Genomic DNA, 26,529 nt, shown 5'->3' with positions numbered 1-26,529 from the left:
CCCAAATGACCTCAGCCGAGGAACGGATGCCTCGGCATGTACACCCCCACGGAAGGAACCATCGTCATGCCTGCCTACAGCACACCAGCACGCACAGCCATCGCTCTGGCACTTGCTGGAACTATTACCTCCGCATCGGTAACCCCAGGTCACGCCACCCAATACGCCGCAGCACCCGCAGCTACCGCAACGGCCACTAACACCATTCGATTGGCTGCACGCACCACCTCACGCGTCGATCCAGCGGGAAACACCTGGAAACCCTTATATGCACTTCGCGGAACGCCCAACTACCGCGTCACCCCCGCTAGCCAGGCCATCAGTAACACCAATGACCCGGACCTCTACCGCTACGAGGTCTACGGCCTGACCGGCACCACAATTCCTTTGTCCACCGCTGGCCGCTACAACGTGACGATCGCCACCGCAGAGCCCTACTGGAAAGCAAAAGGCAAACGCGTTTTCGACATCACAGCCGAAGGCGTCACCGTCGTTGACGACCTGGACATCTACGCCACAGCCGGCTACTCCACCGCCCACAACGTCACCTTCACCACCACCGTCACTGACGGTGCACTCGATCTGAAATTCCTCGCCAGCGTTGATAAAGCCATCATCGCCGGAATCACCATCACACCCACAACAACGCCGTCTACCGACACCACAGCACACAACTCATTCACCTCACGCATGGTGGCTTCACCTACACCAGTCACCGACAAATCCGGCAACGTCTGGAGCCGCTGGTCAGCCACACTCGGAACGAATCGCGTTGACCGTGGGCTGCGCGGCATTGACATCAAAGGCACCGACGATGATGAGATCTACCGCACCTATGTACAGAACCCCCGCGGATACGCCCTCAATGTTCCAGGCAAAGGCCGCTACAAAGTACGCCTCGCTATGGTCGAAAACACCTATTGGAATAAAGGCGGCCGTGTCTTCGACGTCCTCGCCGAAGACACCCCCGTGGTCAAAGACATCGACATCACTGCTGCAGTCGGCCCCCGCGCCGCCTACGACGTCACCTTCGAGACCAACGTCACCGACGGCATCCTCGACCTCATCTTCCGCGCCACCGCCGGAACCCCCACCATCAGCGCCATCGAAGTCACTAACGTAACCCCCCTCAACACCACCTCAACCACCAACCACAACCACCCAGGACTACCTTTCCCTCTTTACCCCAACTCCGTCTACGCCACTGATATCAGCACTGCCCCCCTGGCCCCTAACGCCCACGCTGTCGGCACTTACATCGCCCACCAAGCAGCTACCCGATACGACGGCTACGCCGGATTCAATAACCGTGAATTTGCCACCGCCATGCACATCGCCACCGCCGACACCCCCCGCACCGACGTCATTCACGCCTGCGCCACCGACTGGGGAGTACCACCCAATCTTTTCGACGGAGACTCCCATTTCCGCTCCGTCCCCATCCCCGTTAACGCTCTGCCGGCGGCCGGCTCCGACGGAGAAATGAGCATCTACGACCCAGCCACCGACCAGCTCTGGGAATTCTGGAAAATGTCTCGAGACAGCAAAAACCAGTGGCAAGCATGTTGGGGAGGCCGCATCGACAATTTCTCCACCAAAGAAGCTATTTTCCCCACTGGATTCGGAGCTTCAGCATCCGGAATGGCGATCTCACCGGGAATGATTACCCTCGACGATATTCGCCGCGGCCGCATCGACCACGCGATCGCGCTTGCCGTTCCCCACCCCAGTGGTCTGGGACATAGTTGGCCAGCCAACCGTACCGATGGCACATCAACAGACCCGAACGCCCCCTACGAAGGCCAGCGACTGCGCCTACCGGCAAACCTCGATCTCGACAAGTACAACCTCACCCCTACCGGCCGCATGATCGCTGAAGCCGCACAAAAATACGGATTCATCGTTACTGACAACGCCGGTGCTGTCTCAGTCACTGCCGAATCCAGTCGAGTCGTCACTGCCCAAACAGGTAGAGATCCCTGGTCTGCTTATCTGGGCAGCGACGCCTGGTCCACGATGCGTGACTTCCCTTGGACAGAGCTAGAAGCACTGCCCATCAATTACGGGAAACGCTAACCGACACAAATATTCACATCGCGAACCGCAAGAGTTGGCCGGGAGTGCGCATTAGGCTGTGCACGCCCGGCCAACGTTGTACTTCCGGGGATGCACCCACTAAAGGAGAGCGCTGCGATGGCACAACAAAAAACAGCCGCAGGGCCACCCCAACCTCTTTCTGCAGACCAACCCGTTCACGACCCGGTTCGGTGGTGTCGCGCGATGCTCGCCGCCGACTATCCCCGCAACCCGTACTGGACCCAACGCCTCACCCTTTTTTGCCTGCGAGCAGGACGAGCCTGGCATCGGCAGCCGGGGCTGAAAGCTTTCCTAATCCGTCGTGTGCTACAGGTCCTCAAATTTGTGTGGGTTGAAGGGTTTATCGGTTCTGAGATTCCGAACCAAGTGTGGATTGGGCCCGGCGTGCGCATCCCGCACGCTCTGCGCGGTGTGATGATTCACCCGAGCGTGACGATCGGCGCGAATGTCACGCTCTATCACCAAACTGTTCTTGGTGTTCGTGACACCAGAGAAGGCCCCACATTAGGGGACGACATTGTCATCGGCGCCGGTGCGAAAATCCTTGGCCCCATCACAGTGGCATCTGGGACGAGTATTGGCGCCAACGCAGTTCTTGTGTCTGACACTGAACCGAATACCACGTGGGTGGGGATCCCCGCTCGCCCAGTTACCTCTCGCCGGGACCGGTGAACGAACTGGTCATCACGTGATAGCCGGTTAGGTTCGCTGACGAAGCGGTGTGGCTGGTACACCTACCGCGATCCACCCAGCGGGGATCTGGCCACGCACAACCGCGCCAGCACCGATCACTGCCCCGTCACCAATCCGCGATCCAGGCATCACTACGGCGCCAGCACCGATCCACACATCGTCACCAATCACCACTCCATCACCCACCCACGGCTGTGTATTGATCGGTGTCCCTGGAGCCGTGCCGTGATTAGTGCCAATGATCGTGATGTGTTGCGAAATGAGGCAGTCAGCTCCGATAACGATCCGGGCCCCCGCACACCGGATGTTATTGAATTCGCCGATATACGTTCGGTCACCAATTTCCAGAAAAGAACCGTTGAGTTCTCCGCCCTGAGCGACGTTGACCACTGTTGGGCCCTCGATGGTGACCTTGCTTCCTAGCCGTACCTGGCCAGGATCGCCGGAAAACTTCACTGTGGTGGAGATGCACGCGTCTCGATGACGCGCCTGGAGTCGCAGCAGGGGCAGGCGTTCTTTTTTTAGTGAGCGGAGCATCGACTTCAGGGGCATGGGGCCGAGCATAGAAGGCAGTAGCGAATAGACAGGGCAAGGGGAGTCAAAGAATCTTCATGGGTTGGTAAAGACAGTTGTGTTGGCTGGCTATCAAAACCAAGAACCGTGAGGGTGGTTGCAAAGAGCTGTCAGGAGCGGTCGAGTGCTGCCTGGCATCGAAGCGCACGTGAGGCAACGCGGAGGCTTTCATGACCCCGGCCAATGACGAAACGGAGCGGAACAGTACTGATGCTGCACCCACCGTTTCAGTGATTATCCCTACCTATAAACGGCTCGGGGTGTTGCAGCGGGCATTGGAGTCGGTGTACTCCCAAACGTTCACAGACTGGGAAGCGATCGTTGTTGATGATCACGGGCAGGACGGAACGGCCGAGTATATGGCCGGGGTGAGTGACCCGCGGGTGCGATTTTATGAGCATGAGGTCAATAAGGGCGGTAACGCGGCACGCAGCACCGGGATCGCGCATGCGCGAGGTGAATGGGTTGCGTTTTTGGATAGTGATGATGCGTGGCGGCCAACCAAGCTGGAGAAACAGTTGGCGATGTTGCGGGCAAGCGGGCCTGAGTATGGGTTGGCTGGGTGCGGGATTGAGCATTACGCCCCAGATGGCACGTCAGAGATGGTGCAGATTCCGCAGGTGGATGGGTGGATCGCTACCGAGATGATGACGTGGAACCCGCTAGGAGGATTCTCAGCGATCATGGTGCGTCGTTCGGCTCTTCTTGCTGCAGGAGGGTTGGATCCGACGATGCCAGCTCAACAGGATTGGGAGTTTTATGTGCGGGTGTCGCGGTTGGTGGCGGTGTGTGTGGTGCGTGAAGTGTTGGTCGACTATCTCGCTGACCCTCATGACCCGATCCGGATCACTGTCGACAACTCGCGGGTGGTGAAAGGTATGCGTCGTATGTGGGCGCATGTTGTGCAGCATCGGGATGAATTGACTCCTGAGCAGAGAGAGCAAGCGGTTCGGTATTTCACGACGATGTTGGCCAATGTGGGGGCGGTGGGAGATGTTGCGTTGATTTTGCGCTCGGGGATGGTGCCAGCGCGGCCAGGTGAGGTTAAGCATGGGGCGCATATGTTTGTGCGTTCTATTCGTAATCAAGTGCGTGCGGCTGCTGAAGGTCAGCGCCGGGCAGCGGAATTGGTGAATTCAGCGGGGAAGCGAGCCAAAATTAGTCGCATGTGACAGATAGGGGCATGGCCGCAGTCACGGGGTGGTACCTATGTGAGGAATTAGATCCATCTCTCCCGGGGGCCCACACGGTGACTTGCGTTATTGATGCACGCGATGTGCGTAAGACCTATCAGGGCGGCGGGGGTGATGCTGTCCTTGCCTGCGATGGAGTTAACGTTCAGGTCGCCGCGAAAGAGGTTGTCGCGATTGTGGGCCCTTCGGGGTCCGGTAAGTCCACTCTGATGCACCTACTCGGCACAGTCGATGACATTGACGCGGGATCGCTGACCATTTGTGGTCAAGAAATCTCATCCATGAAGCAGCCCGAAAAAGCTGCGTTCCGTCGTGAACATATCGGTTTTGTTTTTCAGTCTTTCCACCTTGTTCCTACGCTCACTGCGGCCGAGAACGTCGGGTTGTCGGCGATTATCGGTAATCGCCGACGCAAGGAGTGGGATGGTCGTGCACGTGAATTGTTGGCGCGTGTGGGGTTGGAAGAGCTAGCTGGTCGCAAGCCTGATGAAATGTCTGGTGGGCAGCAACAGCGTATCGCTGTGGCGCGGGCGCTGTTTAGCCAGCCTCATGTTCTTCTTGCTGACGAGCCAACGGGAAATTTGGATCAAAAAGCAGCTGGCGAAGTGATGCGGATGTTGCGTGAGGCCGTTGATGATGGGCAAGCACAATGCGCAGTGATCGTCACCCATAGCGAGCGGTCTTCGGCGGCAGCTGACCGAGTTCTGCTGTTCGTGGATGGGCGAGTGCGCGATGAGATGACCTTTGACGATGGCGGCTGGGCGCCAGAGAAGGAGGTGGCCCGCATTGAACGCCTTCGTCATTGGATGTCGTCAGCTGGTTGCTGATAAACGACGTTTCGCAATTGCTTCTGTTGCTCTGGTTTTCAGCGTTGCACTGTTCCTGGGGACGATAGGTGGTATCGGTAGTGTTTCGCGGCAGATAGCAGCTACGAGTGAAGCATTCCAAGGATTAGGGGATGTCACGATTGCCGGGGCAGGAGTTCCGGGATTGTTAAATGCCAGCGACCAGCAGTATGTAGAGAAACTTCCTGGGGTGGCGAAAACTGTTCCTTTCCGCACCTTGACTACTTCGGTCCGGCTACCTGAGGGCACTGATCTTAAAGGGGAGCATGTGACGGGTGTGCCTTTCTCGCAGGCACACAAATTAGCTGGAGCAGTGTATGGCCGAATGCCCGACGATGATCGTGACGAGATGCTGGCTCCCAGCTCATGGGCGAAGAGGTCAGGGGTAGGTATTGGGAGCACAGTCACGATTGCTACCCAGGGAGCGCCTCGAACATTCACGGTTGTTGGACTTATTGATCAAGCTAAAACGTCAGTTTTTCTCGCAGATAATCTGTTCGTTCCGCTGAAAGCAGCGCAGACATCGACAACGTCGCCGCAGGCATTTACTCGATTTGATGTTGTGTTGGATGGGGTCTCTGTTGCCCAATGGCGTGCCTCGCATGGGGCTGGGCTACCAGCTCACATGACTGTGTTTGATCCGGCGCAAGCCACCGCCACGTTTCTTCCATTGGTAAATGCTGTCCGGGGAATTCTCACTGCCTGTGCCGCAGCATCGGTGGGGCTGGCTCTGGTACTTGTGACTACGGCTTTCGCTGCGGTGATCCGCTCCCGCCAAGCGGTTTTGAGCACCATGCGATGTGTGGGTGCCTCGACAGGATGGATTGTGCGCATGGTCCTCGCGCAAGCCTTCCTCTTGGGGCTGGTGTGTTCACTCTTCGGGGCTGCGTTAGGGCTGCTTTTGGGGTGGGGGTTGACCACTGCGTTGACGGCTGCAGGGCAACTTGGCGTTCCACAGTTCCAGGCAGAGCCGCTGCATGTTTTTCTCGCTGTGGCAGGGGGCGTTCTGGTCAGCGTTGCTAGTGCGCTGGTTGTGGCGTTGCGTGTGCTGCGGGCACCAGTTGTCGGTTCGCTTCGAGGCTCGCTGGCACCGGTTTCTTCACGTATGGCCTGGACGTTGGGAGGCCTCGGTCTGCTCAGCGCCATCACGGCAGCGGTGATGTACATGCGTGGTGGTGCCAGTGCGGGGGTAGTGGCCTTTGTGCTGGTGATCGCGGCTGCTGGCCTGCTCGCTGCGTGGGTATTGGCCCAGTGTGTGTCTCACCCACCGTTTTTGGGGTGGACAGCGTGGATGTCAGCCTCCGGCATGCGCGGTCATTGGTTGGGCTCTCTGATGACAGGTGTTTTCGCTTCTCTGGTGGCGCTGGGGATCGGTTTGGCGCTAGGAATTGTCTCTATCGGATCAGCGATGGAGACGCAGATTTCGCGACAATTCGGCGCCGATGTGCAGGTGCAGTCCGATAGCAGTAACGATGACATCGTTACTGCTATTAGGCGCGTCCCTGGCGTGGAATTGGTTTCCCCGATTTCGCGCGGTCAGATTGATCTTTCCTGGAGTGGCGGCAACAAAGCCGTTCCTGCTCGCTCGATCGATCCCGCGACGTACTTCCAGGCTGCTGATCTTCCGTGGACTGGAACAGATGTGCCGCAGGCTAAAGCGGCTTTGACACGCGGGGGAGTAGTTCTTCCAGTGGCATTGGCCAAGCAAGCCAAAATCAATGTTGGTGACTCGGTGACGGTGAAGGCTGATGCCAAGAAAAACACAGTGCCAGTAGTTGGGCTGTACGCATCTTTTGCCACGGGTAACCAAATCGTCCTTGACACATCCACTGCTACACAGCTGGGCATCACTGCGCCTTCTTCATGGAACATTCGCGTTACGCCAGGATCTGCCCCAGAACACGTGCAAGAGCGTATGGAGAAAGCTCTCGCGATCTTTCCTGGTGTGACTGTGACGACGGCTGGCAAGATGCGACAAGGGGCACGTCAGCAGCTCATTGCCTATTCCGGAGGAGCTGTTGGTCTGGTTGCTCTAGTTATTGCTTTGGCCACGATGGCTATTGCCGGGCTATTTGCTCAGCGCACTTCGGGTCGTGTCACGGAGTTCGCGACTTTGCGTGCGGTAGGTGCGACGGTGTCGCATATTCGTCAGATAGTGCTGTGGGATTGTCTGCTGTGCGCGGGGGCAGCTATTGCTGTGGCCGCGCCTGCTGGATTCGCGGGGGCGTTTTTCCTGCGTCAGTTTTTGAGTGGCGTGTTGCAGTCAGAGCTTCCAGGTGCGCCGTTTCCCGCGGTAGTGGTCATTTTTGTGGGCGTTGCTGCGTTCGTGACGCTGGCCAACGTGTTGATAGGTGTGTTTGCTGCAGGAAAGACCACGAAAGCGCAGATTGTGGCAGGGCTTCGATGAGTATGAAGCCCGTGAGGGGATGCCCCGTTCTTCGGTGGTTAGTTTTCGGGGTATTCGTCGCGGTAGTTCAGTAGAGGGCGTTGCCCGGTGCTGTGATCACGGCAGTGCCGGGTGCAGCGCGAGTCGAGCCAGGCGCGGCGTAAGAACTGTGGGTTGCCGACGATGTATCGGCGCCACATGCGCCCTGGCTCCTGCGCAAGCCTCCATACCCACTCGAGCCCGATCTCACGTAGCCACAAAGGTGCCCGAGGGATACGGCCAGAGTAGAAATCGAAAAGCCCACCTACGCCTTGGATAAGGCCAACATTGAGTTGTTTGCGGTGCTGGTCAATCCAAAGCTCTTGGTTCGGAACCCCGAAAGCGATGAGGAGGATGTCAGCGCCAGAGTTATTGATCGTTGCGATGACCTCAGTTTCTTCTTCGGAAGTGAAATATCCATGGCGGGTTCCGGCGATCTGTAGTCCAGGGAATTTGGAGGTCATGTTCTCGGCAACAGCCTCGGCGATACCAGGTCGAGCCCCGAGAAGAAAAAGAGAAAGTCCTTCGTTGCGGGCACGTTCGCACAGTCGCGGGAACATGTCAGTTCCGTTGAGATTAGCGATCAGCGAAACCCCGTGCAGACGTGCCCCAAGTTTGGCGCCGATGCCGTCAGGGAAAATACGGTCTGCGTGATGGAGGGCACTGGCGTAGGCCGGATTTTCTGCACTTTCGTTATAGCAAGCGGCATTAACGAAGACGAGAGTGGACGCTGGACGGGTGCGGGCGGTGTTCACGCACCAGGTGAGTGCTTCATCCATGGTGGTGTTGGTGATGGATAAGCCCAGCTGTGTGTATGTGGCCGGGGTGGCAAGTCCATTACTTCCCAGAACTTCAGCGATGAGGTAGCGGGCCGTTAAAGCGATGCCATCTTTAGACAGCAGTCGCTGGTGGCAGGTAAGGGTTTCTGGTTCGTAATCGATGCCGAGCCGAGCACGTAACCGGCTGGGGGAGAGGAACCCTGGAGTGATGTTGGAGGTGCGGCGCGGTTGAGCTTCGGCGTCTTCAGGGTCCAGGGGGCGGGGGCCGATAAAGCACATGTCGCCTCGGGCTACTGACAACAGGTAAGCAAGTCGACGCCCGGGTGCTGATCCTGCAAAGGATCGGATTGTGATCGGGGTGAGATTACGCCCTAACCGTGGGTGCTGTTCATAGACGTGGCCGGTGGTGGCGTAGGCGATAGCTGCGCGGGCAGCTAAAAGAGGAGAGAAAGTGACTGCCATCGCCGTGGCGATGAGACGGTCGCTAGTGTCGGTATGGTGCGGACAGTCTCCGAGGCGAGTGTGAGGGGTAGCCATGCGGTTTCCTCCGGGACGTTGAACGCGCGCAGGTAGATAGATGAGGGTCAAATACCGTGCGCACAGAACCTCTGTGCGTTGAAAGTACCGCGCAGGTAAGGGTTAATCGGGGAGGCGCTAGGGAGGGTCGCAGGGTATTTTCTGCTGCGGTGATCCTTCAGCGACAGAGCATGCCAGGGGTGGGTTACTTGCCGGCGGTGGGGCTGACGGCACGGAGAAAATCAGCCATGACGGGGGCTTGGGAGTCGATGGTGTAGCTGTCGAGGACGGCTTTGCGGCCGGCGTGTCCTTGTGCCTGGCGACGGTCGGGGTTGTGGGCCTGATCTTCGATGGCGTTGGCAAGTAAATCGGCTCGCCCTGGAGTGAGAACATGCCCCATGAGCTCGTCGTGGACGAGCTCGGGAATGCCGTTGATACGGCTGGTGATAACAGGCAGTTCAGTGGCAAGAGCTTCCATAATCACCACGGGGAGCCCTTCCATGTAGGAGGGCAAAGTGAAAACATCAGCCCAGTGATAGTGGGGAATCATGTCGTCTTGTCCCACTGCTCCGACGAATTCGACCATCTGCTCTAGTCCTCGCTCGCGGGTGCTGCGTTCGAGTAGTTCGCGTGCGGGGCCGTCTCCGACGAAGCGCACCTGCACGGCAGTTCCGCGTTCTTTGAGCAGAGTGAGTGCCTCGAGTAGGAGCGGTCCACCTTTTTCAGGGACGAGGCGCCCCACGAACAGCAGCCGTAAGGGCTGCCCCTGACGTCCAGCACGGCCATCGGGAGGTGGCATATAGATGGTGGGGTCGATGGTCATGTGCGTGATGGCCAGTTTGTGCCAGTGAGCGGGGTCGACGTACCGCATCAGTTGGCTGCGGGTGAAGTCAGTGATGCAGCTGACTGCGTCGGCATCAAGGATTTTGGCTGGCAGGTCGACTTTATCGACCCCTTCGAATTCAGTAGGGCCATGCATGGTCAGTGACCAACGCCAGTCAGAGGTGGGGCCGTCGATGAAGCGGCCAATTGCCACGGCTAGGCGGGCGACATCGGCGGAAACGTTCGCGAAGTGGACGTGGACATGGCGTAGCCCCCGGGCACGCATCTGGTCATGAAGTTTGACCGCCTCAGCGAAATAGAACCCTTGCCACAGACGGGTTTTGGGGTGTGGTTCGCCGGTGGTGACTGCCCGCATCAGGGTGCGCACATACGCGCTGGGTTGGGAGGTGAGTAGTCGAGCGTGCGCACGGGGAAAAGTTGCCGGTACCTCATCAATGAGAACTGTGGTTTCAGCAGCTTCCTGCCGCATCGCCGCGGAGATCAGCTCAGCATTAGGGCAGCGCCGCACCGAGAACGTGTCGATGCGTGCCCCCAATGCGCGTAGGCCAGCGATCTCACGTTCGATGAACGTGTGAGAAAGAGCAGGATATTTACTGACCAGGTACGCGACCTTAATGTCGCTGGCGTCATCAGGGATGGTCGGGGGAACCGCAGGGGTAGGCATACAAGACTCCTGGAAGGTCAGCGGGTGGACTCGTCGCGGTGCCACGCGGTGCTGCTACGTCGAGCACGTATCCGCGCGGCGGTCACGACGCTGGTGTAAATCGCGGCGCCAGGAGCCAAATGCGGGGCATGGCGGACGATGTCGCCCAGAGAACGGAATGTGGAGGTGGTGGTGGGGCTGTAGTCAGCTGCCGGGAGGGTATGGCTAGAAGCGGCCAATACTGCGTTACCGCGGGCTACGCGAGTGCGGACGCGGACAAGATCTTTAAGGGTGCGGGGAGTCTGCACTTCAAACCACCCCGCAGTGGTGATGCGTTCAGCAGGTGCGAAAAGTCGCTGAATGAATAAATCGTCAGCTTGTAGTGCTGGGAATTCACGGAAACGGCTGCGAGCTGCGCGGGAAAGGCCATATACGCCCAGGCCAATTAAGCCTTGAGTGACGTAGGGAGTGCGTTCATACACCTCGTAATACTGTTTCACGGCCCAACTGGCCCCCGCGGAATTAAAACGAACTTGCGGGGCAGCGACCCGTGTGTGAGAAGTAGTGAGAGTTTCTACCATTGCTGCTAAAGCTCCCGGGCCCAGGACGATGTCAGCGTCAAGGAAAATACGTGGGAATGCTTGTGCGACACGGTCGCCCTCATTAAGTGCGTTCGCTTTTCCTGGCATAGCGATATCGACCACGCGGACGTTGTCATAGCTGCGGGCAATCTCGGCGGTGTTATCGGTGCTGCCGTTGACGGCAACAACAATCTCGGTGTCTATCCCAGTGCTCACGAGCGCATCAAGGCAACGGCCAATGACTTTGCCTTCGTTATAGGCGGGAATGATGATGCTTGCACTGCTCACAGAATCCACCCTAGGGCGAACAAGAGTGAAAAACGCGCCCCTGCGACACGAGCCTAACTCGGGCGTTTTGCGACCGGGTTCGTCGGTACGGTGGGTGAGTGGCCTGACGGGTAACGGCGCTGCAAAGAAAAAATCCAGGTGCTTTGACCTGTTGCCGTACGCATTCGCCCAGGTGAGCACGTGGCCTAGGGGGTTGTCGTCAGGCGCGGCATTGTTCTGTACGCGTCGCGAGGAGAACCAGTGGGCACAGGCGTAAAAAACAAGCCTTACCGACGTATTCGGCTAAACCGGATAAGCGCAGTGAGTATCGCTGCAGCAGTGTCCATGCTCGCTGCGTGCGGAATAGAGCACACGCCGAACCAGCCGCCTGCCTCACCAGATAGTGACGTGCAGCGAAAAACAGCGCACCCATCCCTGATCTTCGGGCAAGGAAACACCAACCCATACACAGTTGATATTTCCGGTGCAGCCACAGACCCCGACAGCCAGCACTTCATGAACAATATTCGCGGCCAATTCGCCGCAAACAAATCCCTCGTTCCGCTCAACACAGATCATTACAACTCGGCATTTGTTGTAGCCGACACCCACACACCCCGCACAAACCTCACCTTTGACAACTGCCAAAAGAAACCAGGCACCCCGCCGGGCCTTTATGACGGCCCCGCTCACTTCACTAATGTGCCTATCCCTGCTGATGCCACTCCAGCTAAAGGCAACGACGGAGCCCTAGCCATTTGGTCGCCGCAAACCGACCAAGTCTGGGAATTCTGGCAAGTGAAGAAAAAAGGTGAAGGGGCTTGGTCTGCTTGTTGGGGAGGGCGCCTGGACCATGCCTCGGGCAGCAACGGAGTTTTCCCCGTCCCCTACGGCACTTCCGCATCTGGCCTGGTAACCATCGGGTCGATGATTTCTTTAGCTGAAGCTCGCAACGGCAACATCCCCCATGCCATGAACCTCGGATTAACCAGCATCGCCACCCAGCCCATCGTGGTTCCGGCCAACCGCACCGACGGCACTTCCACTGAACGTAGCGCTCCACCTATGGGGTCCCGGCTACGCCTGGATCCTTCCCTGAATGTCGATGCCCTCAACCTCACACCATTAGGGAAAACCGTCGCTAAAGCCGCACAAAAATACGGGTTCATCGTTACCGAATCTGCTGACGTGCCATCCATTGGAGTTGAAAGCGGCCTGCACGAAAAACAACGCACCGGCAAAGACCCCTGGGAAGCCATCCTCGGCGGCACCCCCAGCTACGAACAACTACGCAACTTTCCCTGGGAACATGTTCATGTCATTCAACTCGGCTACGCCCCTGAAGGTGTACCTGGCGGGGAAGTGAACCCACACACCGGACAGGCAGCCACGCCGGCTAAATAAGTCAGCAGATAAAACCCCTACTCCGTTAATTTCACGCCACCACCGCCTTTGCTGAAGCTGACTCTTGCGGGAGAGCGAGCGCGAACCCCGCCACAAACCACATAAGGAACGTCGGCAACGGATATGGGTTAGGGCTGGTCATCGACACGGTAAACCACACCACAAACACCGACAGCGAAAACAACTGCCACGGAACCAAATCAACACGCACCCGCCGAAACAAAGCCGCCACAGGCCCCAACAGCAACGCCAGTACAAACAACACCAAACCGGGCACACCCAACTCCGCGCCCCGAGACAACACCACGTTATGCACCTCGATATGCGTATTTGCCAACGGAATCACATCCGCTTGACGAGCCCAATCCGGCACCACTTGAATGAACTGCTGCCACCCCACCCCCGTCAACGGTTCCGCCGCGATGATCTGCATCGCCGCATCATTGGTGGTCACCCGATCCCACAATGAACTCGACATCCCAGCGCGCTGCGAGGCATCCGCAGCCAACTGTGGAAACAACCAGGCCCCCACCAGCAACGACCCCACCCCAGCAACAGCCGCTACCGGCAGCCATAAAAACCACCGCCACCGCGTCATCGCCACACACACCACCGCCAACGCCGTCCCAAGCCACACCGATCGCGTCATCGTCGCGATGAGCGCAGCCACAGCACACGGCGCAGTCACCACCGCCACCACACGCCACCGGCCATGCTCATGCCGGGCTGCGACAGTGGCAGCAAAAGCACAGATCGCTAATGTCATCCCGTTGGGCTCACCAAACAAGAAAGGCCCACCGGCCCGCGTAGCATCCTCAGACATCGCCGCCATGGACGCTAGCTGTTCCCGATGCGTCGCGATATAACGAGGAAAGAGCAAAAAATTCGCGCCCAACGCCTCAGCGATCGTCGTCACTGTCAAATACACGCCCAATAACGTCAACATCCGTAAAAACAACGCCCGCCGCGCCGCCGTCCCCAAAAAATACGGCGCAAACGCGAACAGCAAAAACGGAATATAAACCCGGTCTAACAGTGTAAAAAACGACTGCAAACTCACAGTCCACGGCATCGACAGATACGACCCTGTCACAACCGCTGCGAACGCCACCATCGCTATATGCGCCGACCGCAACCGCCACCACCGAGCCCGACGGTCCATCAACGCCGCAACAAACGCTGCCGGCAACAGCACACGATCCAGACCAATCGGCAACCCCATGTCATCGGCGTGGCCAGAAAACACATTCGCAGCCAACCCCGCAAATAACAGCCAGACCGCCACAGGAATACTGCGCCAGCGCAATGACCGCGCCTGCGCCCTCGTAGCGTAAACATGCCCCGAACCATCGGCCTGCACGGCAGCTATAGCCATCAGCGTCCGTCCACCTGCACATCACCCTCACCAGTGCTACCTAAGCCATCCCCCTCATGGCGCCCACTACGACGACTGCGAACACCACGCAAATCACGCACTGCCACCACCCCAAACGCCACGATCAGCCCCACACCAGCCCCCGCAGCCGCACCGAAAGCGACCTTCGAACTGCTGTTAGTCCCCAATGAAGACGGCGCCGCAATCACCTGCAACTGCGATACCGCAGATGGCTCAGCCACCCGCTGCCGGTACTTATCGCCCTGCGCGTTCTGGATCAACTGTGCCTCAGCCAGCACAGCCCGAGCCTGCGCCAACGCCTGCGCATTCTCTGCATTCGGTTTCTTACCGAACGTGCTCTCAGCCACCGACACCTGCGCCCACGCTTTCGACACCTGCGGAGCCAACTTTCGATACTCCTGCAGTGCTGCCTGCGGCTTCTGTGTCGACATCGCTGCATCTACCGTCGACAACAATTTTTTCGCCACGGCCTCCGCGCCCTGCATCGCAGCCTTCTCATCGCGCGATGTCGCGCTCACCCGGATCACCCCTGATTCAGGGATAGGAGTGGCAGTAATTTTCGACACGCCGGGCTGAGACCATGAACCATCCGAGGCGCCATTGGTGACAAACCGTGCATAGTTACTTGCTAAATCCCGAGCCGCCACCGGAAAACCAGCAATCGCATAAGCGTTATCGCTGCCTGCAGCAACAGCTAAACGAGTTTCCGCCGTGTATTCCCCAGGCATCACCGCCCCTACCGCTCCACCAGCCACCCCACCAACCAGTGTCGCAGCTACCAGCAGTTTCCAATGCCGCACAGCTGTCGCCAGTGGAGAACCTGTGCCGTCCGAATCGAGTTGCTGTGCCATGAATCCTCCCCAGAGATGCTCGCCGGCCGTACCTACGCACACGAACTGACCACATCACCGCAGCGAATTCACGTGTGCCTCAAGGCACGTGATTGCAGCCGATCCTAACGGCCAAAGACGCCAATACGGCGGTATTAAAAACAGGTCGCTGCGCAAGCCAAAAATGCACCCCTTCATGAAAAACACCCATGAAAGAAAAGCTGCACGCGACAACCTCAACCGAACACGCAGCCTCACAACCGCGGATCCGCATCCCCCACCTCAACCTGACGACGACGCTGCATCCTGGCCAAAACCCCACGCAACGGCCCCCACCGCAATAACTCCGCCTTCAACCGCACCCTGCGATCCGAAGGCATCAACTGAGCCGCACGCACAAACGCCGCACGCGCCTGCCGCCCCCGACCCTGCGCCAACGCAACCTCACCAGCACGCACATGCACACCCGCCACACCCCACGCCACCGACAACTCCAACAAACGCCGCTCCCGCACCGACAAACGCCCACCCTCACGCTCCAACACCCCCCGATGAATATCCCGCAACGCCTCATGCATCCGCCCCTCAGCCCGCGAAGCCGAGACCTCCGTACGCCGATACATCGCCTGCGGCTCTACACAAAACACCACCTCCCACCCAGCCAACACCGCACGCAACCACAACTCATAGTCCTCGCAATACGCCAACCCCTCCGTAAACCCCCCAACCTCATCCACCAAACCCCGAGGAAACAACGTAAAAATCGACACAAAATTCCGCTGCAACAAAGAAAAACGCTGCTCATCAGGCGCAACCGGCCCTACCGGAAGCACCTTCCTGCCCGGAAAAACCCCCTCATTACTCAACACAAACGCCTCCGACGTGACAAACCGACGCCCACCACCAGCAGCCACCCATGCGTCATACATCCCCTGCACATACCCCGGAAACGCATAATCATCAGCATCCAACAACGCCACAAACTCACCTTGGGCCTGCGCAATACCCCGATTACGCGCCGCCGACACCCCACGATTTTCCGTGCGCACCAACCGCACCGCCGGCCCAAAGCCCTCAACAATTCGAGCCCCATCATCAGTTGACCCGTCATCGACAACAATCACCTCCACCCGCGGATACGTCTGCGTCAACGCACTCGACAACGTCCCCCCGATCGTCCTTTCCGAGTTAAACAACGGCACCACGATCGAAATCAACGGACATGAAGACAACGCAACTCCTCAGATAACGCCGACAACCCTCTCGCCCACCCAGCGCACCACCACAGGCAGCACAACGCGAGACTGACTCTCTCCCATCCGAGCACACCCCCATCCCACGACACGACCAGCCACGCCGCTACCGCACCGCTACCCACGCCACACCCCACCCGCCCCCGGGGAAAACCGCCCCAGTGGGCAATTCACTGACGTAGACTTCCCACAACTCTCGCCCACCCCGACACGGCCCACCGCGCCGGGGAAAGCAGCCACCGTACCGACGCCCCACCGCCGCCCCACCCAGGAGGTCCTCCGTGTCTGCACTCAACGTCACCCTCGTCGCTGCCGACGGCAAGGTTTGGGACGGCGAAGCCACAAAGGTCACTGTCCCCGCCGACGAAGGCCCCATGGGAATCCTTCCCAGCCACGCCCCAGTCCTGGCTTCACTTGGCCATGGCGAAGTCCACATCACCGGAACTGACAAAACTTCCTTCACCGCTGACTGCGACGGCGGATTCGTCACCGTCGATGACAACATCGTCACCATCGCTGTAGACACCGCAACCATCACAACGCGTCGTTGATCGTCCCAGGCCCATTCTGCCGGGAAAGGTGCACGACATGGGTCTGAGCTTGATCGAGCTCCTGATCCTCGCGGTCTTCTTCCTCCCTTTCCTCTTTCTGATCGCGCTCCTGATCCGTCGTCACCTCATCTCCCGCCACTCAGGTATCAACATCGGAGCTATCCGGTTCGCCAGCACCGACCGATGGCAATCCGGGCTTCTCGCGTTGTCCGCACGCACCCTCGACTGGTACCCCCTTGTCGGGTTCACCACCACTCCTGCCCACCGATGGCTTCGCCCGACAGTCGAACTCACTGAAGTCGAGGTGGCCCCAGCAGCGCCCCCTTGGCTTCTATCCAGTCAACCCGATCTTCGGCTCGTCCGCTGCGCCGGAATGCCCATCGATGGGGATGACACCACCTTTGAGGTAGTCATCCCCGCAGAGTCCTATAAAGCACTACGCTCCTGGGCAGAATCCTCCCCACCCCTGGACCGGCGCGCAGAATACTGACGATCTCTCCATCAGCGGCTTGGAGCTTGATCCCGGCCGCCACCAGGCTTCCACAACACATCGCCACCGTGATCGACGTTGGCAACCCGGGCTAGTACGAACAGCAAATCGGACAGTCGATTCAGATAGTGCGCTGTCAAGATGTTGACGCCACCAGGCACATGATCTTCCGCATGCCGATCGGTCGAAGACGCTTGGGTTCCATACGATTCAATCGCAGCCCACACTGACCGCTCTGCACGTCTGGTTACTGTTGTTGCCACATGCAGATAGGCCGCTCCTACTGATCCGCCCGGCAAAATAAACGAACGAAGCTTCTCTGTTCTGGTCAAAAACCGGTCGCAGTCCGCTTCAAGCTCAGTGATCCATTCACTTTTTACCCGCAACGGTTCGAACTCGTACGCCGAGGCCAGAGGATTACACAAGTCTGCCCCTACATCGAAGAGATCATTCTGTACCCGCAGCAACACCTCACGAACATCTTCATCAAGCTCACCGGCAGCGATAGCCACCCCGATCGCTGCATTCGCCTCATTGACATCGGCATAGGCAGCCAAGCGCACATCCGTTTTAGAAACACGAGAAAAATCGCCCAATGCGGTGGTGCCGTCGTCGCCGGTACGGGTGTAAACACGCGTGATATTGACCATGGCAGGAGTCTTGCACTTCCGTACCCAGACCGTTACCCCTCACAGGTGAACGGCAGTGGCTGCTTGCCTGCGCGGATCCCCAACAGCGTGAAGAATCCCGTCACAGTCACGGGCAGCGGCCCCCACACCACCGAAGTACATGGTTAATCCCTCAGAAAGGATTACCGGCAGCCCTGATGTCTGGGCTGCTTTCTCAGCTGCAGGGTGCGCCTCCAGTCGAAGCACGACACCTTCTGCCTCTGCCGCGAGGTGGATACGCGGATGCACGATAGCCTCCTGCAAAGAAGCCTTATCGAAAGCCAGAGCAGCAAGTACCTGGAACAGCGCTGTCGTAATCCGGTCCGCTCCTGGAGAACCCACAGCAAGAACAGCTCCAGCATCGGTGTGGGCCGTGGTAGGGGCCATGTTCGAGGCGATCCGGGTCCCCGGAGGCATGCTGTGAAATCCACGTCGGTTCAGCTCAGCTTCTCCCAGAGCATTGTTGAACATGAGCCCGGTGCCTGGCGCGATGTATCCCGAGCAGTAACCGCACGATGTGGTGATGGAACACGCCATGCCATCGGCATCGACGACCGAAACATGCACCGTATCTGGTGATGATGACAACAGAGAAAGCCGCTGGGGACCAGCCTCATCGAGGAGCCGAATAAGTTCTGATCCGGCTTCAGCGAGGTCTTCGGCGAGGTCGATGACAGACCACCGGTACCCCAAAACCAGGCGCAAGGTTTCGATGATGTCTGCTGCGCTGATCCGATCGCCGGTGCGGCGGTGCTCTAACGTGCGTAGACACGCGGCTAATACCGGTCCACCAATCGATGGGGGAGGGTTAGTAGCGACGTCGTATTCGCCTATCCGGGCACGTAGGGCAGGACGTTCAATCACGCGGTAGGCCGCGAGGTCTTCCCAACTGATGAGGCCTTCGTTAGCTGCCATGTCCTCGGTGATGACGTGGGCGATCTCGCCGGTATAGAGAGTAGATACACCATCGCGGGCGATGGTTTCGAAGCTACGCGCCAGGTCACTTGAGCGCATGATTTGCCCAGCGACTGGTCGGCTGCGGTCGGGTGCTTGACGAATGTAATCAACGCATTCAGCGTTCCAACCAAAAAGATGATCCGCCGCGCGGTCGAGCCAGAACGCTGCGGAAGCTCCAAGAGGGAAGCCATCTCGGGCGACGACGGCGGCGTTGTTGATCAGGGCGTGCCACGGTAACCGCGCCCACCTGCGATGCGCATGGCCCAGACCAGCGAACAGCCCTGGTGTTCCTACGCTTGCGTGTCCGCCGTAGAGGGTGACAGGTCCGAAATAGTCAAAGTCGAAGCGCCGCAGGCCGCGGCCGAGGCGGTCAGCAGTAATACCTCGACCGGGCATTTCGGTGTTGGCATCAATCACGACAGGTTCGTGGCCGGGCTGCCATACGTTGATGAATCCGCCGCCCATGGGGCCGGTGATCCCGAATTCGGTGACGGTAGCCACGCAGACGGCGGCGATTGCTGCATCGACAGCATTGCCGCCATCTGCGGATACGGCTGTGGCGGCTTCGACCGCCGCTGGTGAAGGGGCAGCGATCGCGACGCCTGTCATGGCAGGGCCTTTCTGGGGCTAGAAAAGTCGGAAAGAAGAGTCGTCGATGCCGCGCAGCTGGTCGTAATCCAGGATGAGACAGCGGATTCCGCGGTCAGTGGCCAGTGTGCGTGCCTGAGGCTTGATTTCTTGTGCAGCGAAGACACCCAGTACAGGTCCAGCCGAGGTCAGGAGTGGATCTCGGTTGAGCAGTTCCAGGTAGCGGGTGAGTTGTTCCACACCGTCAATTTCGCCGCGTCGTTTGATTTCTACGGCGACGGATTGTCCGTTGGCATCGCGAGCCATGATATCGACCGGGCCGATGGCGGTAGGGAATTCGCGACGAACAAGGGTGTGTCCCTCGCCGAGGAAGTGAATATTGGCAGCGAGGAGTTCTTGCAGGTGGGCTTCCACTCCATCTTTAACCAGGCCAGGGTCGACACCTAGTTCGATAGAGGTGTCGGAAAGGATCTCGGCGATTTTGATGCGGAGGTAGTCGTCGGTCTTGTTGTGATTCACCACCCAAATCCGGGTGATTCCTGCTTCGCGTTCGACCTGTTCAGGGTCTTTTTCGGTCAGTGTGCAGGGAGGCGACATCCAGTTGAGGGGTTTATAGGAGCCGCCGTCACTGTGGACGAGGACGGAGCCATCGGCCTTGACCATGAGAAGTCGTGGCGCGAGGGCAAGGTGGGCGTTGAGGCGGCCGACATAGTCGACGGCACAGTTCGCGATGACGAGGCGCACTCGGGCAGGCTACCGCTTTGAGGTGGGAGTGGGGGTGGATGTCGGGCTGGTGAGGCGTTCGACGGGGGTGGCTGCGTTGGTGAACACTTCGCTGAGTAGTTTTGCTCCCTTTTTGACGCGTTCGGTGTAGCGAGCAGCGGACCACGAGGGGATGGGCAGCGGGAAAGAAACGGGACTGCCTGGGGTGCTCGATTCGATGGTGATGGTCATGGCTTTGACGGGCACTTGGTTTTCGTCCCGGTTGGTGGGGTTGAATGCTAGGCGCCGTGGTGCGTCAAGCATGTCGAGTAGGCCCCAGGGCAGGCGGTAGCGCAGGATGGCCGGGCCGTCGGAGGAGGGACGAGCCATGTGCCAGGTGGCGCGGCTATCGAAGTCGGGGTCCTTTGGGTTCCAGGAGCCGAGGATGAGGTCGCCGGCGTCGAGGAAACGTAGCTTGGCGAGGCGCTCGCGGCGTTGTTGGTCGGTTTCGTTGTCGTTGTCGTTGTTTTTGTCCAGCGCGGCCAGTGATGCGGTGGATCGCAGGATGCGCTGCATGTTCCAGCCGATGTGGGCGCTGTTGGGAATAGCCAGTAGGGGGAGTCCATCGATCTGGAGTGGGTCGAGGACTTGGCGGATAAGCAGGTAGGTGGTGCTCATGGTGGGGACGGTGCGGATGGCTACGTCGTGGATGGGTTCTCCGCTTCCGCCGGGTAGGCGTAGTCCACCGTTGGAGAGTAGGTCGAATCCGATTTCGACCGGTGAGGTGATGCGTCCTGCGAATTCGAGGGTGAAGTAGAGCCAGGAGGCGTCGTGGTCGACTAGGACGCGTTGCAGGCCGGCTTTGGGGGCTTTGTGAACGACGCGTTCACCTGCGCGGCGAGGATCCAGAGCAACGATGCCCAGCCATTGGTCTGCGGTGAGGGGGTCGTGGTCGATGATGGGACGTTCGGTGCGGTCGATGAAGGCAGCACGGTTGGCGGTGTTCCAGGTTGCTGCTGACCAGTCGTCGTGCCAGTTACTCATGATTGCGCCGCTGAGCGCGCCAGAGGCGAGCTGTTCGACGAGAGAACTGTCGATTTCGAATTTGTGTTTTTCGTTGTGGTAGCCCTGGCTTCGGCCTGCTGATCCGGGGAATCCAGATCCGATGCAGCTGCTGACACCGAGTCCGCCAAGGACGAGGGGGCCGTCGATAGATTTTTGGAGTTCGCGGATGTAGGCCAGGTAGGGGTCAGGGTCGGAGCCGTAGTTTTCGTTTGCGGTGATGAATTCGGGGCGGTAGGGCGGGGCGTCGTAGTAGGCAAAGGTTCCGCCGGGCCAGTCGCTGGTGGCTGCGATGTGGTCTGGGCGTAGGTCGGTGCCGGTGGGAGCTGGCGGATGGGTGGCGGTGCTGCTGGGGGTGGGTGAGTTAGTGGGGGTTGGGGTGGCGCTAGGGGTGGGAGTGGCGGTGAGCGAGCCGTTAGGGGCCACCGCAATATTGGGACGTCGCAGGGGGTCACTTTCGGGGCGGCCGATGATGGCCAGGGGGATGGTGCGGTTGAGTTTGGCCAGGAGGGTGGCGATGTGTTCGAGGCGTTCGGCTGCCCAATGTTCGGTGGTGGTGCTGTTTTTGCTGGAGGTGATGTAGGTGCCGGCGAAGGGTTTGGGTTTAGGGATGGAACGGTCTGCTTGGGCGAGTTGGTCTGCGTTCCAGTGCAGGTCGAGCAAGATTGCTGCTAGCCACGAGGTGACGTCGGTGTCGTATTTTTCGTCTTTGCCGGCCAGAGCGTGGATGAGGTGTTGTGCGTGGTCGTCGAGTTTGCTGGTGGTGTTCTCGTCGAGGCTGGGTGGTTCTTCGTCAGCGTTGCTGGTGCTGTTGCGGGCGTCGTTGTTGCGGCTGGTGGCTGGGGGTTCAGGAGAGCCGGGGACGACGAGGATTTCGTCGCTGTCGGTGCGGGAGAGTACCTGAATGAGATAAAGCGGGGATTGTGGGTTTTCGGTGTTGTGGCGGGCTAGCTCGGCGTAGGCAGCTGCGGGGTGCAAGCGGTTGAAAACGATGAAGTGTAGGCCGAAGTTGTGCATCTGCTGGTACCAGCGGCGATAGTGCGCTGCAGTACCGGTGAGGTATCCAGTTCGGCTGCCGGGAATATGACCGGTGAGAGTGGCCCCACCCCAGAAGAGGATGTCCCCGGAGGTGGTGTGCAGCCGCAGACGCTTGTTGTCTACGTGGGCTAGCGCGTGGAGCTTGCCGAAGGTAACGGGGGCAGGCCCTGAATTGGGTGCGCCGGTAGTCGCTGGTGCGCTGGGGGTGTTACTGGTGGTGGTTGTGGTGGCTGGGGAGCTCTGCTGTGGGGTGGAACAGGCAGCGAGAGTGAGGACGCTAGCGCCGAGTGCGGATCCGCGGAGAATGTCACGTCGGGTCGGCTGGCTGCTCACAGGTGGGGTCCTCTCAGGGATGAAACGGTGGAGGGGGCGTTCCTGTCCAATGATCTCTTTAGGTCTTGGAAGAAGCTTGTGGCCCCCTGCGAGAATACCTGTATGCCTCGCCACAACCGTCGCCGTGATGATGTTCGTCCGATTGGTGTGGGGCGGGCGTTGGGTGGTTTTACCAAGAGTGAGCAGCACCCGGACGGGTTATGGAATGTTCGTTCCGTGGCGGCGTCGGGAAGAACGTATTTGTGCCCGGGATGTCAGCAATGGTTTTCGGGCGTGCCGCACGTGGTGGCTTGGCCTGCTGATGATTTCGTCAGCTTCGGGGGAATCGAGGATCGGCGTCATTGGCACACCAGTTGCTGGCGGGCCCGCAACCGTCGGCGCCCTGGTGGCGCTGTGCGCTAAGGAGATCAACGCGCTGTACCGCGAGGTGCCGGGCGTGCGTATACATCTGCGGCCAGCCCCGTGTAGAGGGGGGGTGACCGCAGAGAGTGTTTGTGGGGTGCTTTCAGTGCGCGCCGGTAGCTGGTTCGACTAGCTCGACGAGGACACCACCAGCGTCTTTGGGGTGGATGAAGTTGATACGGCTGCCAGCGGTACCGGTTTTGGGAGTGTCGTAGAGCAGGCGTAGCCCGCGCTCGCGCAGCGTGGCACACACGTCGTCGATATTTTCGACGCGGTAGGCCATCTGTTGGATGCCGACACCGTTTTTCCCGATGAACTTGGCGATGGTGGAGTCTTCGTTCAGGGGGGCTAGGAGCTGGATGCAGGAGGTGGAGTCCCCGACGGCCATCATTGCTTCGGCGACGCCTTGCTCTTCGTTCTGTTCGCGGTGAACCATCTTCATCCCGTACTTGTCCTCGTAGAAGCGGATTGCTTCGTCGAGGTCACGAACAGCGATGCCCACGTGGTCGATATGGGTGAAAAGGCCGGATGTAGTTGCAGTCATGGGTCCACTGTAAAGACGAGGTGCCTCTTGCAAGGCGGGTCTCGTTAGTTAGCTGCGTGTGACTTTTCAATCATTGTGTTTCGGGGATATCGGTGCGCCACAGTTGATAGCGAAGGTCGCATCAGAGGTGACCTGTAGGAGAGAATGTGTCCATGAGCACTCCTTCCTTCTCGTCCGGCGCTATGCGCGGCGCTGTTGATTTGTCGTCATTGGGGCAGGGGACGCCTGCGGCTTCTGCTGAGGCACCCACTGAAGGTGGCGCGGCCGCGTTGCGTGTGAACGGTACGGAAGCAACATTCCAGGAGCTTGTCCTGGGAACCCGTGATGTTGCGGCGTTGTTCGTCCTGTACTCGGCTTCTCGCCCAGAAACTGAACAGGCGGTGGAGCAAGCCGTCGCAGCGGCTTCCACAGTGCAGGGACGGTTGCGGGTGGTGGCCTTTGATGTTGACGCGTTCCCGGCAGTGGCACAGGCTTTCCAGGCCCAGCAGATCCCGATGACTTTCGGAGTGATTGCTGGGCAGCCGATTCCGTTGTTCCCTGGCGTGCAGCCTGCTCCGCAGCTTGCCCCGATGGTGAACGAATTGTTGACGGTTGCGGCTCAGAACGGAGTGACCGGCCGTATTGAAGCAACAGAAAGCACTGGCGCAGCCCCAGCCGAAGAGCTCCCGCCGCTGCACCAAGAAGCATTCGACGCGATCCAAGCAGGCGACTATGCCGCCGCTCGTGCCGCCTACGCTAAGGCACTGGAGCAGAACCCCAAAGATTCTGCAGCTACCGCAGGAATGGCCCAAGTAGGCCTGCTCGAACGCCTAGCCACAGTCGATGCTGCCGCGATGCGGGCAGCAGCCGCCGAAGACCCCAAGAATGTGCAGGCAGCGCTCGCGGTTGCGGATATTGATGTGGCTGGTGGTCATGTTGAAGACGCGTTCGCGCGGTTGATTGACCTGATTCGGGTCACGGTTGAGGACGAGCGCGATATGGTGCGGGCCCGGTTGCTGGAATTGTTTGAGGTTGTTGGTTCCCGTGATGAGCGGGTGTTGAAGGCACGGCGTGCGTTGATGGCTGCGCTGTTCTGATTGGGGAAAAGTACATTTGCCCCTTGGCGGGTGCGTGCAGCTAAGTGTGGCTGGCGCGCCCGTCTTTTTGTATCTCAGTGCGTGTCTGAAGCGGGGGAGGAAGAGCTGGCTTTCTAGCATGGACGGTGGGGGCTGACTGGCATGTCGGTGCTGGTCGGACGTGTTCTTTTGCTGAGGTGCCCCATGTCTGTAAGTCCGAATCGTGCTGTCCGTGTGGTCGTTGCGGTAACTACGCAGCGTTCTTCTGGACGGTTGCCGGTGTTGTTGCGTGGCTTGGCGGAGCAGATTCAGGCCTCAGCGCAGCCGGGACGGTTTGCGGTGTTGGTTGCAGATGAGTCGGCTGAGGTGGTGACGGCTCGAGTGACGAAGCAAGCCTTGGCTGGGGTGGCTGGTGGTGTGGTGGGGTTGCGGCATACAGCTCCGGCACGGGTGAGGAATGCCCAGGTTCGGACAGTGTTGCGGCGGTTCCCTGCGGTGGAGTGGCTGATTTTTCTTAGTGATGATTGCCACGTGCGTGCCGGGTGGTTGTCGGCGATGGATGCGGCGTTGGAATGCTCGGGTGATGTGGTGCGTGGGGCAGTGGTGAGCCAGCTGCCTGCGCGGGCGGCGCGCTGGGATCGGCTAGTGGTTGATGATGACATGCGGGGTAGGTGGACCTGGCCTTCGGGGATTGGCATGGGGTTAGTGAATGTGGCTGTGCGGGCGGATGTTTTTCGGGCTAAAGGTGGGCCCTGGTTTGACCCGCAGTGCGGTACGGCACGGGAAGTCGATGAGAGTTTTGTGTTGTCGTGCCGTCGTGCGGGGGCGTCTGTAACAGCTGTTGCAGGGGCGACAATTGCCCGTCGGATTGTGGAGCCAGGAATAAATGTTTCGCGTGCGGTGCGGGGTGTGTTTGCGCAGGCGCGTGGTCAGGGGCGGCTGGAATGTGCACAGGGTGGAGCGGTGCAGGGAAGCGGTGGTGTGGCTCGCTCGTGCGGGCATGTTGTTCGTGATTTAGCGGCAGCGGTGGTGCACCGGGACAGCGATGCTTTGGTGTTGGCTGCATTGGCGTCGGTACGGGTAGTTGGTGGGGGAGTAGGGGTGGTTGAGGGACTGCGGCAGTCGCACGCTCGGGCTGTACCGGCCAAGAGCAGCAGAGTTTCAGGTGAGTCGGTAGTTGGTGGGGCCTCGGTGGTGTCTCTGCCGTTGGGGTGAGGATGTGCACGATGTGCGGTGTTGTCCACAACCCTTGCGCAGCTGTGGGAGAACGGGACGGCGACGATCCCAGCGGCCAGGCTGATCTGCATGAACACTCTTACACCTGGTGAGGCCATCGTCACATGCTTGCGGCAGTTCTTCGTTTTCTCTGGCCGTGCTCGTCGTAGCGAGTACTGGTGGTTTTTCGCTTTTGGAGTCGCGGCAATGTTTGTCACGACCCTGATTGATGCAGTGCTTTTCCCGTTCACGGCATCTGAGCTCACGGCGCTAGGACCGTTGGGGAATGTGGTGAGCCTGGTGCTGCTGGTTCCCATGCTAGCGGTCGGATCTCGCCGCATGCATGACACAGGACGTTCTGCCTGGTGGTTGCTTATCCAACTGATTCCGCTGCTGGGCCCGGTTGTTTTCGGGATTCTCGCGGCACGTCGTGGTACAGCTGGTCACAACGCCTTCGGCGCGGCACCCACTGGTGGTTTTGCAGGACAGACCCAGTTCTCGCACGTCTGATCAGTATCGACATCAGCGGTTCATATGTGTTGGGGGCGGCCTCCTGAAGTATCTAGGGAGGCTGCCCCCAACACAT

The 26,529-nt window shown here is 59.3% G+C and carries 24 protein-coding genes; 12 read left to right on the top strand and 12 right to left on the bottom strand.

Features of this window, described 5'->3' with window-relative positions; translation table 11 throughout:
* Nucleotides 1–36 precede the first annotated feature (36 nt).
* Together AC2T9U_RS09105 and AC2T9U_RS09100 are read left to right on the top strand one after the other, a co-directional pair.
* Entirely contained in the window at nucleotides 37–2,076 is a 2,040-nt protein-coding gene (locus tag AC2T9U_RS09105) for a malectin domain-containing carbohydrate-binding protein (protein ID WP_493695883.1), read from the top strand.
* A 117-nt stretch (nucleotides 2,077–2,193) separates the two neighbouring features.
* Nucleotides 2,194–2,769 (top strand): serine O-acetyltransferase, encoded by a 576-nt coding sequence (locus tag AC2T9U_RS09100; RefSeq protein WP_493695882.1) that lies wholly within the window; start codon nucleotides 2,194–2,196, stop codon nucleotides 2,767–2,769.
* A 27-nt stretch (nucleotides 2,770–2,796) separates the two neighbouring features.
* Here AC2T9U_RS09100 and AC2T9U_RS09095 read toward each other — a convergent pair whose 3' ends face one another.
* Nucleotides 2,797–3,342, bottom strand: a complete 546-nt coding sequence (locus AC2T9U_RS09095; protein WP_208302999.1) for an acyltransferase — start codon at nucleotides 3,340–3,342, stop codon at nucleotides 2,797–2,799.
* A 191-nt stretch (nucleotides 3,343–3,533) separates the two neighbouring features.
* Between AC2T9U_RS09095 and AC2T9U_RS09090 the strand changes: the two genes are divergently transcribed.
* The 3 genes from AC2T9U_RS09090 (at nucleotide 3,534) to AC2T9U_RS09080 (ending at nucleotide 7,808) form a co-directional block, all read left to right on the top strand.
* Nucleotides 3,534–4,535 carry a glycosyltransferase family 2 protein gene (locus AC2T9U_RS09090; protein ID WP_115029387.1) on the top strand — a complete coding sequence of 334 codons (1,002 nt, stop codon included), beginning with the start codon at nucleotides 3,534–3,536 and terminating at the stop codon, nucleotides 4,533–4,535.
* 77 nt (nucleotides 4,536–4,612) lie between these two features.
* The gene (locus AC2T9U_RS09085) at nucleotides 4,613–5,383 is read left to right on the top strand and encodes an ABC transporter ATP-binding protein (RefSeq protein WP_115029389.1); all 771 of its coding nucleotides are present in this window, start codon (nucleotides 4,613–4,615) and stop codon (nucleotides 5,381–5,383) included.
* Complete coding sequence (locus tag AC2T9U_RS09080) at nucleotides 5,343–7,808, top strand: ABC transporter permease (RefSeq protein ID WP_493695881.1); 2,466 nt, start codon at nucleotides 5,343–5,345, stop codon at nucleotides 7,806–7,808. The genes AC2T9U_RS09085 and AC2T9U_RS09080 overlap by 41 nt, the downstream gene beginning before the upstream one ends.
* A 38-nt stretch (nucleotides 7,809–7,846) precedes the next feature.
* Here the strand turns inward: AC2T9U_RS09080 and AC2T9U_RS09075 are convergent, their stop codons facing one another.
* From AC2T9U_RS09075 to AC2T9U_RS09065, 3 genes are all read right to left on the bottom strand, one after another.
* Entirely contained in the window at nucleotides 7,847–9,142 is a 1,296-nt protein-coding gene (locus AC2T9U_RS09075) for a WecB/TagA/CpsF family glycosyltransferase (RefSeq protein ID WP_493695880.1), read from the bottom strand.
* A gap of 184 nt (nucleotides 9,143–9,326) precedes the next feature.
* Entirely contained in the window at nucleotides 9,327–10,628 is a 1,302-nt protein-coding gene (locus AC2T9U_RS09070) for a glycosyltransferase family 4 protein (RefSeq protein ID WP_493695879.1), read from the bottom strand.
* 17 nt (nucleotides 10,629–10,645) lie between these two features.
* On the bottom strand, nucleotides 10,646–11,476 hold the full coding sequence (locus AC2T9U_RS09065; RefSeq protein WP_493695878.1) for a glycosyltransferase family 2 protein: 831 nt from the start codon (nucleotides 11,474–11,476) through the stop codon (nucleotides 10,646–10,648).
* Between the two features lie 300 nt (nucleotides 11,477–11,776).
* Between AC2T9U_RS09065 and AC2T9U_RS09060 the strand changes: the two genes are divergently transcribed.
* On the top strand, nucleotides 11,777–12,859 hold the full coding sequence (locus AC2T9U_RS09060) for a hypothetical protein (RefSeq protein ID WP_493695877.1): 1,083 nt from the start codon (nucleotides 11,777–11,779) through the stop codon (nucleotides 12,857–12,859).
* 31 nt (nucleotides 12,860–12,890) lie between these two features.
* On the opposite strand, the gene AC2T9U_RS09055 is transcribed toward AC2T9U_RS09060, so the two are convergent.
* From AC2T9U_RS09055 to AC2T9U_RS09045, 3 genes are all read right to left on the bottom strand, one after another.
* Nucleotides 12,891–14,234 (bottom strand): O-antigen ligase family protein, encoded by a 1,344-nt coding sequence (locus AC2T9U_RS09055; protein ID WP_493695876.1) that lies wholly within the window; start codon nucleotides 14,232–14,234, stop codon nucleotides 12,891–12,893.
* On the bottom strand, nucleotides 14,234–15,106 hold the full coding sequence (locus tag AC2T9U_RS09050; RefSeq protein ID WP_493695875.1) for a YveK family protein: 873 nt from the start codon (nucleotides 15,104–15,106) through the stop codon (nucleotides 14,234–14,236). Before AC2T9U_RS09050 ends, AC2T9U_RS09055 begins: the two co-directional genes overlap by 1 nt.
* A gap of 233 nt (nucleotides 15,107–15,339) precedes the next feature.
* Nucleotides 15,340–16,317: a glycosyltransferase family 2 protein gene (locus AC2T9U_RS09045; RefSeq protein ID WP_493695874.1), complete on the bottom strand. Its 978-nt coding sequence runs from the start codon at nucleotides 16,315–16,317 to the stop codon at nucleotides 15,340–15,342.
* 302 nt (nucleotides 16,318–16,619) lie between these two features.
* Between AC2T9U_RS09045 and AC2T9U_RS09040 the strand changes: the two genes are divergently transcribed.
* Nucleotides 16,620–16,889: a F0F1 ATP synthase subunit epsilon gene (locus AC2T9U_RS09040; protein WP_028327085.1), complete on the top strand. Its 270-nt coding sequence runs from the start codon at nucleotides 16,620–16,622 to the stop codon at nucleotides 16,887–16,889.
* 37 nt (nucleotides 16,890–16,926) lie between these two features.
* Entirely contained in the window at nucleotides 16,927–17,379 is a 453-nt protein-coding gene (locus AC2T9U_RS09035; RefSeq protein ID WP_115029405.1) for a DUF2550 family protein, read from the top strand.
* An 11-nt stretch (nucleotides 17,380–17,390) separates the two neighbouring features.
* Here the strand turns inward: AC2T9U_RS09035 and AC2T9U_RS09030 are convergent, their stop codons facing one another.
* From AC2T9U_RS09030 to AC2T9U_RS09015, 4 genes are read right to left on the bottom strand one after another with little or no spacing between them, the layout of a single operon-like run.
* Complete coding sequence (locus AC2T9U_RS09030) at nucleotides 17,391–18,029, bottom strand: cob(I)yrinic acid a,c-diamide adenosyltransferase (RefSeq protein WP_208303009.1); 639 nt, start codon at nucleotides 18,027–18,029, stop codon at nucleotides 17,391–17,393.
* Between the two features lie 39 nt (nucleotides 18,030–18,068).
* Nucleotides 18,069–19,613, bottom strand: a complete 1,545-nt coding sequence (locus tag AC2T9U_RS09025) for a gamma-glutamyltransferase (RefSeq protein ID WP_493695873.1) — start codon at nucleotides 19,611–19,613, stop codon at nucleotides 18,069–18,071.
* Between the two features lie 18 nt (nucleotides 19,614–19,631).
* Nucleotides 19,632–20,336, bottom strand: coding sequence for an endonuclease NucS (nucS, locus tag AC2T9U_RS09020; RefSeq protein WP_115029411.1), 705 nt, complete (start codon nucleotides 20,334–20,336; stop codon nucleotides 19,632–19,634).
* Nucleotides 20,337–20,345: 9 nt separating this feature from the next.
* Entirely contained in the window at nucleotides 20,346–22,727 is a 2,382-nt protein-coding gene (locus AC2T9U_RS09015) for a hypothetical protein (RefSeq protein WP_493695872.1), read from the bottom strand.
* A 102-nt stretch (nucleotides 22,728–22,829) separates the two neighbouring features.
* Here AC2T9U_RS09015 and AC2T9U_RS09010 point away from each other — a divergent pair, with 102 nt between their 5' ends.
* Nucleotides 22,830–23,129, top strand: coding sequence for an Rv1322 family protein (locus tag AC2T9U_RS09010; RefSeq protein ID WP_084441018.1), 300 nt, complete (start codon nucleotides 22,830–22,832; stop codon nucleotides 23,127–23,129).
* 103 nt (nucleotides 23,130–23,232) lie between these two features.
* Here the strand turns inward: AC2T9U_RS09010 and mce are convergent, their stop codons facing one another.
* On the bottom strand, nucleotides 23,233–23,673 hold the full coding sequence (gene mce, locus AC2T9U_RS09005; RefSeq protein WP_028327079.1) for a methylmalonyl-CoA epimerase: 441 nt from the start codon (nucleotides 23,671–23,673) through the stop codon (nucleotides 23,233–23,235).
* A 152-nt stretch (nucleotides 23,674–23,825) separates the two neighbouring features.
* On the opposite strand from mce, the gene AC2T9U_RS09000 reads away from it, so the two are divergent.
* From AC2T9U_RS09000 to AC2T9U_RS08990, 3 genes are all read left to right on the top strand, one after another.
* Nucleotides 23,826–24,749, top strand: a complete 924-nt coding sequence (locus AC2T9U_RS09000) for a co-chaperone YbbN (protein WP_208303014.1) — start codon at nucleotides 23,826–23,828, stop codon at nucleotides 24,747–24,749.
* Nucleotides 24,750–24,932: 183 nt separating this feature from the next.
* A complete protein-coding gene (locus AC2T9U_RS08995) occupies nucleotides 24,933–25,943 on the top strand; it encodes a hypothetical protein (protein ID WP_493695871.1) in 1,011 nt (336 codons plus the stop codon).
* Nucleotides 25,944–26,033: 90 nt separating this feature from the next.
* Nucleotides 26,034–26,453, top strand: a complete 420-nt coding sequence (locus AC2T9U_RS08990; RefSeq protein ID WP_493695870.1) for a DUF805 domain-containing protein — start codon at nucleotides 26,034–26,036, stop codon at nucleotides 26,451–26,453.
* Nucleotides 26,454–26,529: the final 76 nt, after the last annotated feature.

It is taken from the genome of Dermatophilus sp. B7861-1 (assembly GCF_058996045.1).
This window is presented reverse-complemented; position numbering and strand designations above follow the sequence as displayed.

Coding starts and splice junctions, on each gene's coding strand:
- AC2T9U_RS09105 (WP_493695883.1), top strand. CDS start 37: ATGTACACCCCCACGGAAGGAACCATCGTCATGCCTGCCTACAGCACA.
- AC2T9U_RS09100 (WP_493695882.1), top strand. CDS start 2,194: ATGGCACAACAAAAAACAGCCGCAGGGCCACCCCAACCTCTTTCTGCA.
- AC2T9U_RS09095 (WP_208302999.1), bottom strand. CDS start 3,342: ATGCCCCTGAAGTCGATGCTCCGCTCACTAAAAAAAGAACGCCTGCCC.
- AC2T9U_RS09090 (WP_115029387.1), top strand. CDS start 3,534: ATGACCCCGGCCAATGACGAAACGGAGCGGAACAGTACTGATGCTGCA.
- AC2T9U_RS09075 (WP_493695880.1), bottom strand. CDS start 9,142: ATGGCTACCCCTCACACTCGCCTCGGAGACTGTCCGCACCATACCGAC.
- AC2T9U_RS09070 (WP_493695879.1), bottom strand. CDS start 10,628: ATGCCTACCCCTGCGGTTCCCCCGACCATCCCTGATGACGCCAGCGAC.
- AC2T9U_RS09055 (WP_493695876.1), bottom strand. CDS start 14,234: ATGGCTATAGCTGCCGTGCAGGCCGATGGTTCGGGGCATGTTTACGCT.
- AC2T9U_RS09050 (WP_493695875.1), bottom strand. CDS start 15,106: ATGGCACAGCAACTCGATTCGGACGGCACAGGTTCTCCACTGGCGACA.
- AC2T9U_RS09035 (WP_115029405.1), top strand. CDS start 16,927: ATGGGTCTGAGCTTGATCGAGCTCCTGATCCTCGCGGTCTTCTTCCTC.
- AC2T9U_RS09030 (WP_208303009.1), bottom strand. CDS start 18,029: ATGGTCAATATCACGCGTGTTTACACCCGTACCGGCGACGACGGCACC.
- AC2T9U_RS09025 (WP_493695873.1), bottom strand. CDS start 19,613: ATGACAGGCGTCGCGATCGCTGCCCCTTCACCAGCGGCGGTCGAAGCC.
- AC2T9U_RS09010 (WP_084441018.1), top strand. CDS start 22,830: ATGCCTCGCCACAACCGTCGCCGTGATGATGTTCGTCCGATTGGTGTG.
- mce (WP_028327079.1), bottom strand. CDS start 23,673: ATGACTGCAACTACATCCGGCCTTTTCACCCATATCGACCACGTGGGC.
- AC2T9U_RS09000 (WP_208303014.1), top strand. CDS start 23,826: ATGAGCACTCCTTCCTTCTCGTCCGGCGCTATGCGCGGCGCTGTTGAT.
- AC2T9U_RS08995 (WP_493695871.1), top strand. CDS start 24,933: ATGTCTGTAAGTCCGAATCGTGCTGTCCGTGTGGTCGTTGCGGTAACT.
- AC2T9U_RS08990 (WP_493695870.1), top strand. CDS start 26,034: ATGAACACTCTTACACCTGGTGAGGCCATCGTCACATGCTTGCGGCAG.